The sequence below is a fragment of the Burkholderia sp. Bp8998 genome (assembly GCF_003854235.1).
Taxonomy (GTDB): domain Bacteria; phylum Pseudomonadota; class Gammaproteobacteria; order Burkholderiales; family Burkholderiaceae; genus Burkholderia.
On the sequence record NZ_QTQF01000002.1, the window covers coordinates 177,177 to 195,435 of the forward strand.

19 protein-coding genes are annotated in these 18,259 nt (G+C 67.5%); 12 read left to right on the forward strand and 7 right to left on the reverse strand.

Annotated features, from left to right (window positions below; all coding sequences use genetic code 11):
• Positions 1-166 precede the first annotated feature (166 nt).
• Complete coding sequence (locus DIE06_RS03685; protein WP_124501270.1) at positions 167-1,114, forward strand: LysR family transcriptional regulator; 948 nt, start codon at positions 167-169, stop codon at positions 1,112-1,114.
• 143 nt (positions 1,115-1,257) lie between these two features.
• Here the strand turns inward: DIE06_RS03685 and DIE06_RS03690 are convergent, their stop codons facing one another.
• Together DIE06_RS03690 and DIE06_RS03695 are read right to left on the reverse strand one after the other, a co-directional pair.
• On the reverse strand, positions 1,258-1,560 hold the full coding sequence (locus DIE06_RS03690) for a DUF4148 domain-containing protein (RefSeq protein WP_124660179.1): 303 nt from the start codon (positions 1,558-1,560) through the stop codon (positions 1,258-1,260).
• A 224-nt stretch (positions 1,561-1,784) separates the two neighbouring features.
• Complete coding sequence (locus DIE06_RS03695; RefSeq protein WP_124660180.1) at positions 1,785-2,936, reverse strand: porin; 1,152 nt, start codon at positions 2,934-2,936, stop codon at positions 1,785-1,787.
• Positions 2,937-3,245: 309 nt separating this feature from the next.
• On the opposite strand from DIE06_RS03695, the gene DIE06_RS03700 reads away from it, so the two are divergent.
• The 4 genes from DIE06_RS03700 to DIE06_RS03715 all read left to right on the forward strand — a co-directional run bounded on the left by DIE06_RS03700 (position 3,246) and on the right by DIE06_RS03715 (position 7,329).
• Positions 3,246-3,710, forward strand: a complete 465-nt coding sequence (locus tag DIE06_RS03700) for a VOC family protein (RefSeq protein ID WP_124660181.1) — start codon at positions 3,246-3,248, stop codon at positions 3,708-3,710.
• 73 nt (positions 3,711-3,783) lie between these two features.
• On the forward strand, positions 3,784-5,025 hold the full coding sequence (codA, locus tag DIE06_RS03705) for a cytosine deaminase (RefSeq protein ID WP_124660182.1): 1,242 nt from the start codon (positions 3,784-3,786) through the stop codon (positions 5,023-5,025).
• Positions 5,026-5,204: 179 nt separating this feature from the next.
• The gene (locus DIE06_RS03710; RefSeq protein WP_124660183.1) at positions 5,205-6,539 is read left to right on the forward strand and encodes a chloride channel protein; all 1,335 of its coding nucleotides are present in this window, start codon (positions 5,205-5,207) and stop codon (positions 6,537-6,539) included.
• 58 nt (positions 6,540-6,597) lie between these two features.
• Positions 6,598-7,329, forward strand: coding sequence for a class I SAM-dependent methyltransferase (locus DIE06_RS03715; protein WP_124660184.1), 732 nt, complete (start codon positions 6,598-6,600; stop codon positions 7,327-7,329).
• Between the two features lie 39 nt (positions 7,330-7,368).
• Here DIE06_RS03715 and DIE06_RS03720 read toward each other — a convergent pair whose 3' ends face one another.
• Complete coding sequence (locus tag DIE06_RS03720; protein ID WP_124660185.1) at positions 7,369-8,787, reverse strand: cytochrome-c peroxidase; 1,419 nt, start codon at positions 8,785-8,787, stop codon at positions 7,369-7,371.
• A gap of 122 nt (positions 8,788-8,909) precedes the next feature.
• Positions 8,910-10,583 (reverse strand): phospholipase C, encoded by a 1,674-nt coding sequence (locus tag DIE06_RS03725; protein WP_124660186.1) that lies wholly within the window; start codon positions 10,581-10,583, stop codon positions 8,910-8,912.
• Between the two features lie 346 nt (positions 10,584-10,929).
• Here DIE06_RS03725 and DIE06_RS03735 point away from each other — a divergent pair, with 346 nt between their 5' ends.
• A complete protein-coding gene (locus DIE06_RS03735; protein ID WP_124660187.1) occupies positions 10,930-11,841 on the forward strand; it encodes an EamA family transporter in 912 nt (303 codons plus the stop codon).
• Positions 11,842-11,886: 45 nt separating this feature from the next.
• On the opposite strand, the gene DIE06_RS03740 is transcribed toward DIE06_RS03735, so the two are convergent.
• Entirely contained in the window at positions 11,887-12,360 is a 474-nt protein-coding gene (locus DIE06_RS03740; protein ID WP_060339892.1) for an Lrp/AsnC family transcriptional regulator, read from the reverse strand.
• 319 nt (positions 12,361-12,679) lie between these two features.
• On the opposite strand from DIE06_RS03740, the gene DIE06_RS03745 reads away from it, so the two are divergent.
• The 6 genes from DIE06_RS03745 to DIE06_RS03770 all read left to right on the forward strand — a co-directional run bounded on the left by DIE06_RS03745 (position 12,680) and on the right by DIE06_RS03770 (position 17,026).
• Positions 12,680-14,065: an amino acid permease gene (locus tag DIE06_RS03745; RefSeq protein WP_124660188.1), complete on the forward strand. Its 1,386-nt coding sequence runs from the start codon at positions 12,680-12,682 to the stop codon at positions 14,063-14,065.
• A gap of 43 nt (positions 14,066-14,108) precedes the next feature.
• Positions 14,109-15,311: an amino acid aminotransferase gene (locus DIE06_RS03750; protein WP_124660189.1), complete on the forward strand. Its 1,203-nt coding sequence runs from the start codon at positions 14,109-14,111 to the stop codon at positions 15,309-15,311.
• Between the two features lie 131 nt (positions 15,312-15,442).
• Positions 15,443-15,841, forward strand: coding sequence for a DUF488 domain-containing protein (locus DIE06_RS03755; protein ID WP_124660190.1), 399 nt, complete (start codon positions 15,443-15,445; stop codon positions 15,839-15,841).
• Between the two features lie 103 nt (positions 15,842-15,944).
• Positions 15,945-16,235: a DUF1488 domain-containing protein gene (locus DIE06_RS03760; protein ID WP_124660191.1), complete on the forward strand. Its 291-nt coding sequence runs from the start codon at positions 15,945-15,947 to the stop codon at positions 16,233-16,235.
• A 16-nt stretch (positions 16,236-16,251) separates the two neighbouring features.
• Positions 16,252-16,491 (forward strand): UDP-glucose 4-epimerase, encoded by a 240-nt coding sequence (locus DIE06_RS03765; protein WP_124660192.1) that lies wholly within the window; start codon positions 16,252-16,254, stop codon positions 16,489-16,491.
• A 181-nt stretch (positions 16,492-16,672) separates the two neighbouring features.
• Complete coding sequence (locus DIE06_RS03770; RefSeq protein WP_124660193.1) at positions 16,673-17,026, forward strand: metal ABC transporter ATPase; 354 nt, start codon at positions 16,673-16,675, stop codon at positions 17,024-17,026.
• 19 nt (positions 17,027-17,045) lie between these two features.
• On the opposite strand, the gene DIE06_RS03775 is transcribed toward DIE06_RS03770, so the two are convergent.
• Positions 17,046-17,825, reverse strand: a complete 780-nt coding sequence (locus DIE06_RS03775; RefSeq protein WP_124660194.1) for a helix-turn-helix domain-containing protein — start codon at positions 17,823-17,825, stop codon at positions 17,046-17,048.
• A gap of 17 nt (positions 17,826-17,842) precedes the next feature.
• Entirely contained in the window at positions 17,843-18,250 is a 408-nt protein-coding gene (locus DIE06_RS03780) for a response regulator transcription factor (RefSeq protein ID WP_124660195.1), read from the reverse strand.
• Between the last annotated feature and the right edge of the window lie 9 nt (positions 18,251-18,259).

Below are 18,259 nucleotides of genomic sequence, written 5' to 3' on the forward strand. Positions count from 1 at the left end.
CCGCGGCGCGTCCGGACGGGTCCGTTCGACTGGTGAGGCGCCGATTGTAGGAGTGCGGCGCGCGGGCATTAACGCAGCTGCGGGGAAACGATAGTTGCAGGCCGCGTAACAATCTGCCGCATCCGCTGGAGGAAAATAGCGGCTCCGCTACAGGTGACTCACAGGAATGGATACCCTACAAAACATGCGGGTGTTTACGCGCGTCGTCGAGACGGGCAGTTTCACCGCGGCCGCGCAATCGCTGAATTCGACGACGGGCGCGATGTCGCGCGCGGTGTCCGAGCTCGAGGCGCGCCTGCGCACCCGTCTGATGAATCGCTCGACGCGCCGTCTCGCGCTGACGTCGGCCGGCGAAAGCTATCTGCGGCGCTGCCGCCAGATCCTCGCCGACGTCGATCGCGCCGAGGAAGAGGCGAGCTGCGCGCACGAGCGGCCGGCCGGCGTGCTGCGCATGCACAGTTTCGCGAGCGTCGGCCATCACTACGTGATGCCCGCGCTGACGCGCTATCACACGCAGTATCCGGACGTATCGATCGAGCTGTCGCTGTCGCAGCGCATGCCCGACCTGTTCGACGGCACGAGCGACATGGCGGTCGTCACCGCGTCGTCGTTGCCCGATTCGGAGCTCGTGTCGCACCTGCTCGGCTCGACCTTCAGCATCCTGTGCGCGTCGCCCGAGTACGTGAAGCGCCACGGCGCGCCGGCGCGCCCGCAGGATCTTGGCGCGCACGCGTGCCTGACGCTCTGCACGCCGGCGTTCCCGACCCACGAATGGGTGCTCGAAGGCGCCGAGGGCGTCGAACAGATCCATGTCGCCGGGCCGGTGCAGACCAATACGGCCGAGTCGCTGGCGCTCGCGATTCGCGATGGTATCGGGATCGGCATGCTGCCGCTGTATTCGGCGATCGACGCGCTGCAGGACGGCACGCTCGTGCGCGTGCTGCCCGGGCACATCCTGCAGAAGATGAACGTGTATGCGCTGTATCCGTCACGCCGCTTCGTCGACGCGAAGGTGCGCACCTGGGTCGAGATGCTGCGTGCGCAGGTGCCGGGGATGATCGCGCGCGACGTCGAGATGCTGAACGCGATCGACCGCGAACCGCAGGCCGCCTGAGGGCGAATACCGGAAGAGGAACCGGAAGAGGAGGGCCGCGTGCCGGACGGCACGCTGTCCGGCCGCATCGTCACGGGCCGGTTCGTGGAATCCGCCGCACCCGCGGGACACGTGTCATGCGGGCGCGGCGTTGCTGCATGCCTTCACAGCGCGGGTTTCGCCGCGACGCCCGATTCGGTTGCGCCCGCACCGGCCCGGCCATAGGCGGCTTGCGCGGCCTTGTGCTCGGCGAGCCGTTTTGCTGCCAGGCGTTCCTGCGCGGCCATGATGTCGTCCGGATAGTTGCCGGCGTCGCCGAGCGACGGGTTGTAGCCGACCGATTCGAGGTCGTAGAGCTCCTGCAGCACCTGCGCGCGCGTGACGGGCGACTTGGCGGACTGAGCGAACGACAGGGCCGGTGCGGCAAGCAGGACGGCAGCGGCGGCGGTAACGACGAGCGATTTCACGATGTTCTCCTGTAGACGGGGTGTGAGGCCGGTCCGGTGATCGATGCGCGATCCGAACCGTCGATGCCAGTCTATGCAGCGCACGCGGGCACAAAAACCCCGATTCCAGGCAGGCAGCTTTCCAGATGGAACAACATTGGTGCGCGTCGCCCGCATCGCGCGAACCCGTCCGTCAAGACGGGTTCACGGCTGACGGGCGACGTGCTCGCCCAGCGGAGCGGAACTCAGAACCGCGTGCGCATGCCGATCGTGCCGACGATCTGGTTCGCGGTGCTCGACGCGCCGCCCGACGTATTGATGAACGCCTGGTAGCCGCGGCCCGACGCGTGCTGATACATCGCTTCCGCGTACAGGTCGGTGCGGCGCGACAGCTTGTAGACGGCCTGCAGGTCGACCTGGTGCCACTTCGGATCGGTGCCGTGCTTGCTGTCAGGGTTCGACACGCTGGCGTCCGTATACACGTAGGCCGCGCCGAGGCTGACGGCCGGCGTCACCGCATAGCGCACGTTCACGTCGTAGTTGTTGAACGCGACCTGGCCGGTGGAACCGAACGAGCCCGTGTTGTCGTACTGCGAGCGCGTATAGACGAAGCCGACCGTCGCCGGACCGAACACGTAGCTGACACCGCCGCCATACGTGCGCATGCGGTCCGCGCCCACCGACCAGCCGCCCTGGCTCACGCTCTTCGCTTCGGCCACGTCGGTCGCGCCCGGGCTCGCGCTCGTCGAGCCCTTCGTGCCGTTCATCTGCAGGTACGCGCCGGCCAGCTTCAGCGGGCCGTTCGTGTAGCTCGCCGCCACGCTGTACGCGCGGTTGCCGGCGAAGTTCGTCGAGTTCGAGAAGCCGTACAGCGCGCCGACCTTGAAGCCCGCGATCGTGTCGCTGGTGTACTTCACCGCGTTGTTGATGCGCACCGAGTGGTTCAGGTTGTCGTTGTCGAACGGGTGCGCGAAGCCCGTATCGCCGAAGTCGCCGGACGTCGCGGACAGCGGCGCGACGAAGTCGACCATCGTGTCGTACTGGCGGCCGAGCGTCAGCGTGCCGTAGCCGCTGCGGCTCAGGCCGACATACGCGTGGCGGCCGAACAGCTTGCCGTCCTGGCCGAGCGCGCCGTTGTTCGCGTTGAAGCCGTTCTCCAGCACGAACAGCGCCTTCACGCCGCCGCCGAGGTCTTCGGAGCCGCGCAGGCCGAAGCGGCTGCCGTTGATGGTGCCGGTGGTCATGCGCCACAGCGATGCGCCGCCCGCGTTGTTGGTGTAAGCGATGCCGGCATCGATCAGGCCGTACAGCGTGACCGAGCTCTGTGCGTGCGCGAGCGGCGCGAAGAGTGCGGCGGCGGATGCGGCGGCGATCAGGGTTTTGTTCGTTTTGTGCATGTGACAGCTCCTGCGTGTGGGACGAGTGACCAAAATTCGGCGCAAGTGTAGGGGCGGGGTCGCGCGATTCCGGCCGCCGGCGCGCGAGCACTCCGTTGCGAGTTGCGCAAGAGTGCGTCACACGGCGTTCACAAATCGGTGCGGAGGCCGGATGGCGGACGTTTTCGCCGACGGCGCGACGCGAGCGGCGAGAGGGGCGCGCATGCCGTGTCGCGCATTGACAACATGCGGGTCGCCGGCGTGGGAGTTGATTGCGGCGCCGCGCGCGTGGAGAATGAGCAGACCCATGCCGAGACCCGGAGACACCCGATGACTACGCCTCGCCGTCCTTCCTTGAGTGCCGCGCTGTGCTACCGCGACCCGAAAGCCGCGCTCGCCTGGCTCGAACGCGCATTCGGTTTCGAGCGCTCGCTCGTCGTCACCACGCCGGAAGGCGACATCGCGCATGCGGAAATGACGTTCGGCGACGGCCTCGTCATGATCGGCGGCGCGTGGGCCGACTTCATCGCATCGCCGGAAGACACGGGCGACCGGAACACGCAGCACATCCACGTGCACCTGCCCGACGATGCGGACATCGACGCGCACTGCGAACGCGCACGTGCCGCGGGCGCGGAGATCCTGCAGGCGCCGGCCGACCAGTTCTACGGCGATCGCATGTATCGCGCGCGTGATCCCGGCCGGCATGTGTGGACATTCGGCAAGCACGTGCGCGACGTGACGAACGACGAGATGAGCGCGGCGACCGGGCTGACGATCGAGGAATTCAAATAAGCGCGGCACGCATCGCCGGAGCCGGTTTTCCCCACCACGCGGCGCGCTGGCGCCGCATCACGCCTGCACGCACATGAACCTCTTCAATGCACGCCTGCGCGGCCGCGACGGGCTGTTCACCATCGGCATCGACGGCGACAGGATCGCGCGGATCGACGCGCAAACCGCGCCGGTCACCTCGGTTGGCGCCGACGATGTCGATGCCGGCGGCCGTCTCGCGATTCCGCCGCTCGTCGAACCGCATATCCATCTCGATGCCGTGCTCACGGCCGGCGAGCCGGCCTGGAACATGAGCGGCACGCTGTTCGAGGGCATCGAGCGCTGGTCCGAGCGCAAGGCGACGATCACGCACGAAGACACGAAGCTGCGCGCGCATGCGGCGATCGGCATGCTGCGCGATCACGGCATCCAGCACGTGCGCACCCATGTCGACGTCACCGATCCGACGCTGGCCGCGCTGAAGGCGATGCTCGAAGTGAAGGACGAGGCGCGCGGGCTGATCGACCTGCAGATCGTCGCGTTTCCGCAGGAAGGCATCGAGTCGTTCGACGGCGGCCGCGCATTGATGGCGCAGGCGATCGAACTCGGCGCGGACGTCGTCGGCGGGATCCCGCATTTCGAGAACACGCGCGAGCAGGGCGTCAGCTCGATCCGCTTCCTGATGGAACTGGCCGAGCGCACCGGCTGCCTCGTCGACGTGCACTGCGACGAGACCGACGATCCGCACTCGCGCTTCCTGGAGGTACTCGCGGAAGAAGCGCGCGTGCGCGGGATGGGCGCGCGCGTGACGGCGAGCCACACGACCGCGATGGGCTCCTACGACAACGCATATTGCTCGAAGCTGTTCCGGCTGCTGAAGCGCGCGGGCCTGAACTTCGTCTCGTGCCCGACCGAGAGCATCCATCTGCAGGGGCGCTTCGACACGTTTCCGAAGCGGCGCGGCGTCACGCGCGTCGCGGAACTCGATCGCGCGGGCCTGAACGTGTGCTTCGGACAGGATTCGATCAAGGATCCGTGGTATCCGCTCGGCAACGGCAACATCCTGCGCGTGCTCGACGCCGGGCTGCACATCTGCCACATGATGGGCTACCAGGACCTGCAGCGCTGCCTCGACTTCGTGACCGATCACAGCGCGACGACGATGCATCTCGGCGACGGCTACGGGATCGCGGTCGGGCGGCCGGCGAACCTGGTCGTGCTCGACGCGGACAGCGACTACGAGGCCGTGCGCCGGCAGGTGAAGGCCACGCTGTCGGTTCGCCACGGGAAAGTGATCATGCGGCGGGAGCCTGAGCGCGTCACGTATCCGGAGTAACCGGGTCGGATGGGGAGGCGGCACACACCATCGAGGCTCGCCTCAACTCATGTATTCATAGAATGCATGAGTTGATCAGAAAAATACGTTTGTCTCATGAGAGGTCGACGCCTACGATGCGGTCCTGACGGCGGCGTGCATGGTGCGCGTCGTCTTGTCGATCCTCGTTCGCCGATCTCATGCGCCTCGATCTCCCGTCCGCTCCCGCGCCTTCTTCGCCGTCCGCCAGCCCGTTCGTGCGGATGGCTGCCGTCACGGTCCTGACCGGCGTCGGTGCGGGCCTCGGAGGGATGCTGCTCGCGTTGCTGCTGCACGCGATCCAGCATGTGGCCTATGGATACAGCCTGGCGCACGTGGTCGGCACCGAGAGCTTCCTCACAGGCGTGACCCAGGCCGACCCGCTGCGCCGGCTCGCGGTGCTCGTCGTCTGCGGGCTCGTCGCGGGTGGCGGCTGGTGGGCGCTTTACCGGTACGGCCGGCCGCTCGTCAGCATCCGCCGGGCCGTTCGCGCGGCCGATCCGCGGATGCCGTTCGTCAGCACGACGGTACATGCGCTGCTCCAGATCGTCACCGTCGCGCTCGGTTCGCCGCTCGGCCGCGAAGTCGCGCCGCGCGAGATCGGCTCGCTGCTGGCGGGGCGGCTCGCGCACCGCGCGGGGCTCACGCCCGCCGATTGCCGGTTGATGGTCGCGTGCGGTGCGGGTGCAGGCCTCGCGGCCGTCTACAACGTGCCGCTCGGCGGCGCCGTGTTCGTGCTCGAAGTGCTGCTCGGCACGTTCGAACTGCGCGCGCTGGTGGTGGCCGTCGTCACGTCGGCGATCGCGGCCGCTGTCGCATGGATCGGGCTCGGCAACGAACATCAGTACACGGTGCCGCCGTTCGTGCTGAGCACGCCGCTGGTCGCGTGGTCGATCGTCTGCGGGCCGCTGTTCGGTTTCGCCGCGTACGGCTTCGTGCGGCTCACGACCCGTGCGCGGGCGGAGGCGCCGAAGGGCGGGTTGCTGCCGGTGCTTGCGCTGGTGAACTTCGCGGTGATCGGCGTGCTCGCGATGTGGTTTCCGCAACTGCTCGGCAACGGCAAGGGGCCTGCTTCACTGGGTTTCGACGGCACGCTGACGATCGGCCTCGCGGCGACGCTGCTCGTGCTGAAGGTGTTGATCGAGGCGGGCAGCCTGCGGGCGGGCGCCGAGGGCGGGTTGCTGACGCCGGGGCTCGCGAACGGCGCGCTGCTGGGAGTCGTGCTCGGCGGGCTGTGGAGCCTCGTGTGGCCGGGTGCGTCGATCGGCGGGTGCGCGCTGGTCGGCGCGACCGCGTTTCTGGCCGCGTCGATGCAGATGCCGGTCACGGCCGCCGTGCTGCTGCTCGAATTCACGCGCGCGAATCACGACAGCCTCGTGCCGATGCTGCTGGCGGTGGCGGGGTCGCTCGTTGCGTTTCGGTTTGCGCAGCAGGTGGTGGAGCGGCGGGTGAATGTGATGGCGGTCGTGCAAGAGCACGCATCGACGATACGCTGACGCGCATGGCCGTCATCGTGCAGAATCGAACCCCCGATTCCCCGCCGACGGATGCCGCATGACCGATTCGAATGAACCATCCGCCCGCCGCGTGTATGCGACCTTCGCGCAACGCTACGCGGACATCGCGCCGACCAAGGCGCACAACGCGCTCTACGAGCGGCCGGCAACGCTGGCGCTGCTCGGCGACGTCGCCAGCCTGACGGTGCTCGATGCCGGCTGCGGCCCCGGCATCTGCAGCGAGCACCTCGCGCGCCACGGCGCGACCGTCCACGCGTTCGACATCACGCCCGAGATGGTCGCGCTGGCGAGAACGCGCTGCGCGGGGCTCGCGGTCGACGTCGCGGAGGGTGATCTCGCGGCGCCGCTCGACTGGCTGCCCGACCACACATTCGACAAGATCCTGTGTTCGCTCGCGTTCGACTACGTGCGCGATCTCGCGTCGACGCTGCGCGAATTCAGGCGCGTCGCCCGGCCGGGCGCGACGCTGGTGTTCTCGATGGCGCATCCGATGCGCGACTGGATGGACGAACGTACGCGCGGGGAGGGTACGTACTTCGACACGAGCCGTTTCGGTTTCCACTGGTCGGGTTTCGGCGAACCGAAACCCTATGTCGAAGCGTGGCGCCGGCCGCTCGGCGATATCCTGAACGCGCTCGCCGACGCCGGCTGGCGGCTCGACCGGTTCGTCGAACCGACGCCGCTGCCCGAGATGAAGGCCGTGTCGGAACGGCTCCATGCGGAGCTGTCGCTGGCGCCGGCCTTCCTCTGCATCCGCGCGCGCTGCTGACACGACACGCACGGCAACCGGCGGCAGTCAGTCGGCTGCTCAGTGCACCGGCTCGTCGGTCAATGTGCCGAGAAACGCTTCGATATCCTTGATGTCCTGCGCGGTCATCGCGGGCGTGTCGCCGGGTTTGCGGTCGAACGGCGCATCGGTCACGTCGACGTTCGCGCGGTACTTCGCCGGGATATCGTCGTACTCGTCGACCTTGCCGTCCGCACCGTGCGAATAGAACTTCTGTGGCGAGATGCTGCGCTCGTTGTAGAACGCCATCACCTGATCGAGCGTGTGGAACACACCGTTGTGGAAGAACACCTGGCGCGTCGCGGCGTTGCGCAACGTCGGGGTGAGGAACATGCCGCAATACTGCGTCTGGTCCTTCAGATCCTCGCGGAACGGTCCGCACACGCCGAGATCGTAGAACGCCGGGTTGCGGTTCTGCGCGAGCGCCTGGTTGCGCGGCGCGCCGAGCGCCTCGTACTGATAGTCGGTAAACATCGGCGGCAGGCCGTCCTTGCCGGGCTTCGACAGGTGACAGCCCGCGCAATTCGCCTTGGCCGGATCGTTGAAGAGCCGCAGCCCGCGCAATTCGGTCTGCGTCAGGCGCGCACGGCCCTCGAGCCAGCGGTCGTACTTGCTGTTGTACGGATGGAACGACGGGTCCTCGACCTGATAGCGCGCGATCGCGAACATCGCCTCCGACACCAGAAGTTGCGGGCTGGAGAACACGCGCGCGCCGAACAACTGCTCGAACTGCGCGCGATGCGACGACTGCGCGAGCTTGCGTGCAACGTCGTCGACGTTGTCATTCGCCATCTCGACAGGATTCAGCAGCGGTCCGAACGCCTGCTGCTGCAGCGTATCGGCGCGGCCGTCCCAGAACATTCCGCCCTGCGGCACGAGTTGCGGCGCGGCCGACGTGCCGGCCACCTTCTGCGTCTTGACGACACCGGCCGCGGATGCGGCCTGCTGCGCGACGCTCGGCGCGGCGTCGTTTTCACCGGCATCGGGGCCGATGCTGAAGTTCGGCTGACGGTACAGGTACATCAGCGACTGCGGCGGCCGAAACCCGTGTTGCGTCAGCGCGAGGCCGCCCGGCTGGACGTCCAGCGCGTTCGGCGGCCCGTACGCATGATCGGGGCTGTGGCAGGACGCGCACGACTGCTTGCCGGATGCCGACAGCGACGGATCGAAGAACAGCGCGCGCCCGAGCTGCGCGACCGCGGACAGCGGCTGCGCGGCCGGGCGCTGCAGCACGACGGGATGCGGATTCGCGCCGGTCCAGTCGGCGACGACGTCGCCGATCGCCGCCGGCGTATGGGCCGGAAACGCGATCGCGAACGCGCCGTAGCCGAGTACGGCCGCGCCGAGCACGAACGCCGCGCGGCGCAGCACGCGGGCAGGGGAACGCGGCGCGGCGGCGCCGGATGCGTCGGGAGACGGGAACGCGGGACGAGCGGTCATGCTGTCGGTCGGAAGTCGGGCGCCGCGGAAAGGGTGGCGCATCAAATGGAAACGGCCGGCGCACGATGCGCCGGCCTGCTGCTACCTGCTGCTACCTGCTGCCACCGGTCACGCGATGCCGGTCAGATCGCCGGCGCCGCGCTCAGCACGGTGCCTTGCGTCGGATCGAGATACAGCGGTGCCGTATTCGGCTTCGACGTGAAGTCGAACAGCGCGCGCAGGTCGCCTGCCGTCGCATCGAACGAACCGCCGCCGATGCGCTGGCCGCCGAGCCAGTTGTCCTCGATGAAGCGGACGACGGACGCCTGGTCGAGCATCGTGTGGTCGACGTAGTTCTGCTTCGCGTACGGCGAGATCACGACGAACGGGATGCGCACGCCCGGACCGCAGCGGCCGTTCACCGTGCCGCCGTTCACGCCGGTGGTGCCGCCCGAGCCGCACTTGCCGTTGCCGTTGACCTGGTCGACCGCGTCGGACGACGCACGGGTCGGCGCGGTGTACGCGTGGTCGTACCAGCCGTCCGAGTCGTCATAGGTGACGATCACGGCCGTGTTCTGCCAGTCGGGCTGCTGCTGCAGGAAGTTGACGACCTTCGTCACGAACGCCTGCTCGTCGAGCGGATCCGAGTAGCCCGCGTGCGCGTCCTGCGCGGCCGGCGCCTTCAGGAAGCTGACCGACGGGAAGTTGCCGGCCTTCACGGCCGCGAAGAAGTCGTCGCTGTCGTACTGGTGGTTCGCCGGTTCGGCCGTCTTGCCGTCGGCTTCGAGGCTCGAGCCGATCGCCGCAACCGAACTCGGGCGCGTGTGCTGCGGGTTCGCGGTCGACGCGTAGTACTGGAACCAGTTGTGGTGCGGGATGTAGTCGGCCGTCGCGGCGTTCACGGCGCTGGCAACCGTGCTGCGCGCGCAGCCCGTGGTGCCGTTGCCGTTGGTCGTCGACAGGTTGAAGCCGCCCATGAAGCCGCCCCACGTGATCTTCGCGCCGTTCAGCAGGTCGCCGATGTTCTTGCCGCTCATCATCGCCTGGTCGGTCGTGCTCGAGCACACGTCGAAGCCCGGGTCGACGTCGTTGATCATCGTGAAGCCGCCCTGGCCGTCGTTGATGTAGTACGAGGTGGCGGCGAGCATCGACGGTTGCTTCGACGTCTTGACGATCTGCATCCCGTTGGTCTGACCCGACACGACGTTCAGCGCGCCCGGCGTCGACGGGCCGTAGACCGTCGTATACGCGTTGTCGCTCATCGCGAAGCGCTGCGCGTAGTTCCACAGCGCGGTCACGGTGTTGCCGTCGAAGTAGCCCATCACCTGGCCCTTCGTGCCGAATGCGCCGGCGCCGCCGGACGAGCCCTTGCCGGTGTATTTCGGGAACAGGTCGGCGAGGCCGTTGTCCTCGGCCTGCTGCTCGGCCGTGTACGCGTGGTTCTGGTCGGCGGTCGCGGCTTGCGTGCGGTCGAGACGGAACGGGTTCGCGGCGTCAGTGCCGTTGGCCGTATTCGTGAAGTTCGGGTTCGCGGTGAGCAGCGTGCCCGTCAGCCCGTTGACAGTCGGCGTGCCGGACTTGGCGGTGAAGGCCGGTTCGCCGGACGGGTTCGACGCGTTCGGGTAGGTGCCGAAGTAGTGGTCGAACGATACGTTTTCGCCGTAGATCACGACGAGGTGCTTGATCGGCGTGGCGGTCTGCAGCGCATCCTGCGACGACACGGCGGGCGTCGACGTCGGATCGTCGCTGCCACCGCAGGCGAACAGCACAAGCGCTGCGGCTGCGCAAGCGGTGACGAGCAAGGCTTGACGGAACATCGGGAAACTCCAGGTAGGTGTTCGATGGTGGAGATCGGCTCTGTCGACGTGTCGGTTCGGCGCGGAGCTCGTGACAGTGCACCGGCATTGGAACAGCCCGGTATGAAGATATGGGGGCGGAGTGGTTTCGCGGCGGTTGCGCTGCGGTATCGATTTCATTACGGCGCCGCGCGCCGCGAAAGAAGTCGGAAAGGGACGGAGCGGATGCAACCCGCGCGACACATTCGGCGGTGCGCATCGTCACGGCCGCGGCTGCCGCGAGCAAAGGGCGACAGCGCACGGCGTGCCGTTCATCCGGGATCTCGTGCCACGCTGCTTTTTGACAATCGCGTGACGCATTCATACGATGGTTGGCCCACGGCAACGATTTCGCGTTGCCGGCCGTCAGCGAGTATTCAACGTGCCGATCCCCGTTCTGTTCGCCGTCCTGTGCGCCGCCTTCCTGCATGCGTCATGGAATGCGCTCGTGCGCAGCAGCGGCGACCGGCTGCGCTCGGCCACGGTGCTGCAGCTCGCGATCGGGCTGTTTGCGCTGCTGTTCCTGCCGGCCGCCGCGCCAATTACCCCCGCGAGCTGGGCCTGCGTCGTCGCATCGGCGGTGATCCACGTCGTCTATACGCTGCTGCTGGTGCGCGCATACGAGCACGGCGACTTGACCGTCGCGTATCCGGTTGCGCGCGGCACCGCGCCGCTGCTCGTCACGCTGGGCGCGGCGGCGTTCGCGGGCGAGCGCCTGAACGCGGGCGCGCAATGCGGGCTCGTGCTGATCTGCATCGGCATCATGGCGATCGGGCTGGAGCGGGGCCGCGGTGCGCGGCACCGGATGACGCAGGTGCTGCCGACCGCGTTCGCGACCGGCGTATCGATCGCCGCGTACAGCGTGATCGACGGAATCGGCGTGCGGGAAAGCGGCAGCACGGTCGGCTATACCGCGTGGATGTTCGTGCTGACCGGGCTGCTGATGGCCGCGTACTATCGGCTGCGCGCGGGGCCGCTGCGGCTCGCGCAGGAGGTTGGCGAGACGGCGAAGGCCGCTTGCGGCGGCGTGTTCGCGGCGCTTGCATACGGGATCGTGATCTGGGCGATGGATCGTGCGCCGATGGGCCCGGTGTCGGCGCTGCGCGAAACGAGCGTGGTGTTCGCGGCGTTGATCGCGCGCGTGTATCTCGGCGAGCGGCTGACGCCACGTCGCGCGGGCGGGTGTCTGGTGATTGCTTCCGGCGCACTGCTGATCAGTGCGTTCGAGGCAGTGCGGTGAGCGTGGCGGGCTGACGCGCCGGGCGCAGCGTGACGCGGTGCCGCGTCAGCCTTCCACCGGCATCGCGCTCGTGCACTTGATCTCGTCGAGGCACACGCTCGAATGCACGCCGCTCACGCCGGGAATCCGCATCAGCGTTTCGAGCAGGAACGTGGACAGCCCCTTCAGGTCGTGCGCGACGACCTTCAGCACGTAGTCGATGTCGCCGGTCACCGAGAAACATTCCTGGATCTGCGCGAGATCCGACACGAGTTTCTGGAACTTCGACAGGTCGCGGATATGCCCGCGCTCCATCGTCACGTGCACGAATGCGGTGACGCCGAACCCGAGCGTATCGGGGCACAGACGGGTTTCGTAACGGCGGATCGCGCCGATCTCCTCCAGCCGGCGGTGGCGTCGCAGCGTCTGCGCGGGCGACAGGCCGACGGCCTTCGCCAGGTCGAGGTTCGATGCGCGGCCGTTCTCCTGCAGCACCGACAGCAAGTGGCGATCGATGCGATCGAGAACCGGTTCAGGCATTTTTGTTTCCTCATCTGTCTCCTGGATGCAATCTTATCTCATAATGTAGGGTTTGCATGAGCGGGTTACGCAACCCGATTTCGCCGCCGCGACGCTAAACTGACGCCGGATTTTCGTGTGGGGTCGCAGCAACGCGAACGAGGGCGGTGAACGGCGGCCAGTCTGGCGGGCCTGCCGGCAGGAAGCGGGCGTCGCCACGCGAAGATTGCAGTCCCCAACCCGGCGGCTCCACGAACGGCCGCCGGCACAGCAAAACAGCGCCGGGCACACCGAGGCGCGCCGCACCGCTTCCGGCGGAGGCGGGCAAAATGGAGAAGACATGGTTTCTGGAAACGAGAAGGACGGCCTGAAGCGGGGGCTGAAAAACCGGCACATCCAGCTGATCGCGCTCGGCGGCGCGCTCGGCACGGGGCTGTTCCTCGGCATCGCGCAGACGATCAAGATGGCCGGCCCGTCCGTGCTGCTCGGCTATGCGGTGGCCGGCGTCGTCGCGTTCTTCATCATGCGTCAGCTCGGCGAGATGGTCGTCGACGAGCCGGTCGCCGGCTCGTTCAGCTACTTCGCCGACAAGTACGTCGGCCACTTCACCGGCTTCCTGTCCGGCTGGAACTACTGGGTGCTGTACATCCTCGTCAGCATGGCCGAGCTGTCGGCCGTCGGGATCTACGTGCAGTACTGGTGGCCCGGCGTGCCGACCTGGGTGTCGGCGCTGGTGTTCTTCGTCGCGATCAACCTGCTGAACCTGGCGAGCGTGAAGTCGTACGGCGAGACGGAATTCTGGTTCTCGATCATCAAGGTTGCCGCGATCGTCGGGATGATCGGCTTCGGCGGCTGGCTGCTCGCGAGCGGCCATGCGGGGCCGCAAGCGAGCATCGCGAACCTGTGGCAGCACGGCGGCTTCTTCCCGAACGGCGTGTCGGGGCTCGTGATGTCGATGGCGGCGATCATGTTCTCGTTCGGCGGGCTGGAGCTGATCGGCATCACCGCGGCCGAGGCCGACGATCCGAAGCACAGCATTCCGCGCGCGACCAACCAGGTGATCTACCGGATCCTGATTTTCTACATCGGCGCGCTCGCCGTGCTGCTGTCGCTGTATCCGTGGGAAAAGGTCGTCACCGGCGGCAGCCCGTTCGTGCTGATCTTCCACGCGCTGAGCAGCAATCTGGTCGCGAACGTGCTGAACGTGGTCGTGCTGACGGCCGCCTTGTCGGTCTACAACAGCGGCGTGTACAGCAACAGCCGGATGCTGTTCGGCCTCGCGAAGCAGGGCAACGCGCCGAAGGTGCTGTGCTCGGTAAACAAGCGCGGCATTCCGCTCGCTGCGCTCGGCGCGTCGGCGCTCGCGACCGGTGCGTGCGTGGTGGTCAACTATTTCATGCCGGGCAAGGCGTTCGAGGTGCTGATGGGTCTCGTCGTGTCGGCGCTGATCATCAACTGGGCGATGATCACGCTGATCCACCTGAAGTTCCGCCAGGCCAAGCGCATCGCCGGAGAGCAGACTTCCTTCCGCAGTCTGGGCTATCCTTTCACGAATTACCTGTGCCTGGCGTTCATGGTCGGCATTCTCGTCGTGATGTACCTGACGCCGGATCTCCGCCTGTCGGTGTACCTGATCCCCGTATGGCTCGCGGTGCTCGCGATCGGGTATCGCTTCCGTCAGAAGAATGCGGGCTACGCGATGCGCGAAGGCGCATCCGCGCGCTGACACCGGCACCACGACCCTTCTTCCAAACGAGACCGACATAGCCATGTTCGAACACATCGACGCGTACCCGGGCGATCCGATCCTCACGCTCAACGAGAACTTCCAGAAAGATCCGCGCGATCAGAAGGTCAACCTGAGCATCGGCATCTATTTCGATGCCGAAGGACGGATTCCCGTGATGGGTGCCGTGCGCGAAGCCGAAACCGTGCTGCAGCGCGACCTCGGCCCGAAGCCCTACCTGCCGATGGTCGGCCTCGCCGCGTATCGCGACGCCGTGCAGGCGCTGGTGTTCGGCGCCGATCATCCGGCGCGGGCGGCCGGCCGCATCGCGACCGTGCAGACGCTCGGCGGCTCCGGTGCGCTGAAAGTGGGCGCCGATTTCCTGAAGCGCTATTTCCCGGACGCGCAGGTGTGGCTCAGCGACCCGAGCTGGGAAAACCACCGCTTCATCTTCGAGCGCGCGGGCTTCACGGTGAACACGTACCCGTACTACGACGAAGCGACGGGCGGCCTGAAATTCGACGCGATGCTCGCGGCGATCGACGCGCTGCCGGCGCGCAGCATCGTGCTGCTGCACGCGTGCTGCCATAACCCGACCGGCGTCGATCTCGACGAAGGCCAGTGGGAGAAGCTGATCGACGTGATCGAGGCGCGCGGGCTGCTGCCGTTCGTCGACATGGCGTACCAGGGCTTCGGCGCGGGCCTCGACGCGGACGCGTTCGCGGTGCGCGAACTGGCCCGCCGCGGCGTGCCGGCGCTCGTCGCGAACTCGTTCTCGAAGAATTTCTCGCTGTACGGCGAGCGCGTCGGCGGCCTGAGCGTCGTGTGCGAGGATGCGGCCGCGGCCGAGCGCGTGCTGGGCCAGCTGGCCGGCGCGGTGCGCTCGAACTACAGCAACCCGCAGACCTATGGCGCGAAGGTCGTGGCGACCGTGCTCAACACGCCCGCGCTGCGCCAGCAGTGGGAAGAAGAGCTCGCCGCGATGTGCCGCCGCATCGCGCGGATGCGCCAGTCGATCCACGACGGCCTGCGCGACCACGTGAGCGGTGAAGCACTCACGCGCTACGTGAAGCAGCGCGGGATGTTCACGTACACGGGCCTGACCGAATCGCAGGTCGAGGCGCTGCGCGAGGTGCACGGCGTGTACATCCTGCGTTCGGGCCGGATGTGCGTCGCGGGCCTGAACGATTCGAACGTCGGCATCGTCGCGGACGCGATCGGCAAGGTGCTGAAGAGCGGCGTCTGACCGGCGCGCCCCCGGGCGCCCGATCGCATCGCCGAAACCGGCTGTCTCCCCCGTGGAGGCAGCCGGTTTTTTCTTGCGCGGCGGCGACGCGGCGGTACGATGGCGGATCGAACGCAAGACGAAGGAGCGGCATGGCTATTCGAATCGTACGGCTCGGCACGCCGCGCACGGCCGGCGAGGGCCCGAGGATCGGCACGGTGCGGCGGCCGCCGCGCGGCGTACCCAAGGCGGAATTCGCATCGCGCAACTACTACGATGTATGGCTGCCGACGCTGTCGCCGAGCCCCGGGCTCGTCGCGCAGGCGCAGGCCGCTGAAACCGACGCCGAATGGCGCGCGTTCACGCGGCACTTCCGCGCGGAAATGGCGCACGGCGACGCGCCGAAGGTGCTGGACCTGCTCGCCGCGCTGTCGGCGACGAGCGCGTTCTCGATCGGCTGCTACTGCGAGGACGAGCGCCGCTGTCATCGCAGCGTGCTGCGCGAACTGCTGGCGGAGCGCGGCGCGGCGATCGACGCGGATGCGGGCTGAGCGCCCGCCGGTCGTCGTTTCGTGCGGTGCAGCGAACCGGTTGACGTGGGTCAAGCGTGCGGCGCCGCGGGCCGCTATGCTCATGTCATGAATTGTCCCGACGATGACAGGCGAACAGATGCAGATAGCCTTTCCAGCGGAACCGCCCGAATATTGCGCGCGCGATCTGGTCGTCGCGTTTTCGGCGCTGGTCGACGGTCGCTGCGTGCAGTGCGCGATCACGGCCGAGGCACTGGAAGACCATTTCGGTGCGCCGTCGCTGCTCGAACGGGATTTGCTGCATGCGTTCGACGCGCACCGGTCGGCGATCGAGGCGATGGCACGACGAATGCTCGAGGAAATCGGCGGCCGGCCGGTGTTGCTGCACAGCGGTCACTTCCGGATGGATGACTGACCCCGCAGGAGGAGGCATGACACTGCAAGGCACGATTCATGAACGCGACTGGTCGGTCGAGATCGAGACGCGACAGTGCGAATCCGGCGAGTTCCGCTGCCGCGTGACGGTCGAGCACGGTACCGGTCAAACGCGTTTTCATCACACGTTCGAGCACAGTCATGCGTACCCGACCGAGCACGAGGCCGCGATCGAAGGGTTGCGGGCCGGGATGACGTGGATCGAAATGAAGGCGTCGCAGACATTCAGCGTGTAGACCGCCACGCGCCGACGGGTGCGCGAAGACAACGCTGCCAGGACAGCGATCGCCGCGTCCGTCATCGCGCAGCGCGACACGCATACAGGCGGATTCCACCGCCGGCGGAACAGGAAAACCCGGGACAGGCAACGCGGTCGACGAGCGGGCGACAGCGGGCGACAGCGTCAGGAGGAACGACATGGGCGTGGGCATGCAGATCGTCTGCGTCGGATTCGCGGGTTCCGCCGCGCTCGAAGCAGAAGCGGGGGTGCAACTGGTGCGGCTCGAACGATTCCGCGCGCGGCTCGACGATTGCGTGCTGACGATCGAGGCGCGCACGACCGTCGGCGGCGGCCCGACCTACGACGTGTGCCTCGAGTTGGTCATGCACGATCGTGCGCCGGTGATGCTGCCCTGCAGCACCGGCGACGACGTGAACGAGACGATGCAGCGCGCGTTCGCGCAAGCCGAACAGGCGCTGTCGGCCTGGCACGCCGGCGATCCTGAAGCGGTCGCGCTGCATGCGGTCGCGACGCGCGCCGGCACGCAATGACGCTTGCCGCGCCCGTGCGTCAGACCTGGGCGAGCGCCTGCGCGTCGAGGATCCGAACGCGCTTGCCGCGTGTTTCGACGAGCGAATCCCGATGGAACCGCGAGAACATCCGGCTGACGGTCTCGAGTTTCATGCCGAGATAGCAGCCGATCTCCTCGCGCGTCATCCGCAGGTTGAATTCCGATGCCGAATAGCCGCGCGCCTCGAAGCGCGACGACAGGTTCAGCAGGAAATGCGCGACGCGCTGCTCGGCCGACATCGTGCCGAGCAGCAGCATCTGGCTCGATTCGCGGACGATCTCGCTGCTCAGCATCTGGTAGAGGAAATGCTGCATCGGTTTCATCTCGCGACATGCCGCCTCGAGCGCGCCGAACGGGATGATGCATACGACGCTGTCCTCGAGCGCGATCGCGTCGCAACAGTGCTGGCCGCTGCCGATGCCGTCCATCCCGAGCGTTTCACCGGCGATCTGGAAGCCGGTCACGTGCTCGCGGCCGTCGCGATGCATCATCACCGTCTTGAACGAGCCCGCACGGACTGCATAGATGCTGTGGAACGGATCGTCGATGCGGAACAGCGCGTCGCCCTGGCGAACCTGCCGGGTCGAGCAGATGATCGCGTCGAGGCGGCCGTACTCGTCCGCGGTCAGGTCGGGCGGCAGGCACATCGAGCGCATCGCGCAGATCGAGCAGCGCCCGGTCGGGGTTTTGGCGGCGTCCGTGCGCGCGACCGCACGAAGCGGAGTCGTGGGCCGACGCGCGACGGGCGGGGCGGTGGCGCAGGCAGTGGCGGTAGACATGAGTCACTCCGGCTCGATCAGGGGTGGTGCGCGCGAGCGTGCACCAGGGATTCGATGACGCGGCATGCGGCGTCGAATTCGGCGGTCTTGTCGAAGAAATAATCGGCTCCGGCCGCTGCGCATGCCTCTCTGAATGCCGCCGCCGAGTGGTTCGTCAACACGATGGTGACGACGCGCGGCGTGGCCTTCGACAGCATCCCGATCAGGTCGAGACCGCTGCCGTCCGCGAGCCGCAGGTCGACGATGACGACGTCCGCGTGGCTGCTGCGGATGTGCATCCATGCGTCCTGGCCGTCTTCGGCTTCACCGACGACCATGACGCCGCGGATCGCGCCGACGAGCAGCGCGATCCGTTGCCGGACGGCGATGGCGTGATCGACGAGGAACACCCTGAGCGCGACGGCGGGTGACAGGCTGGCATTCATGCCGGCAGT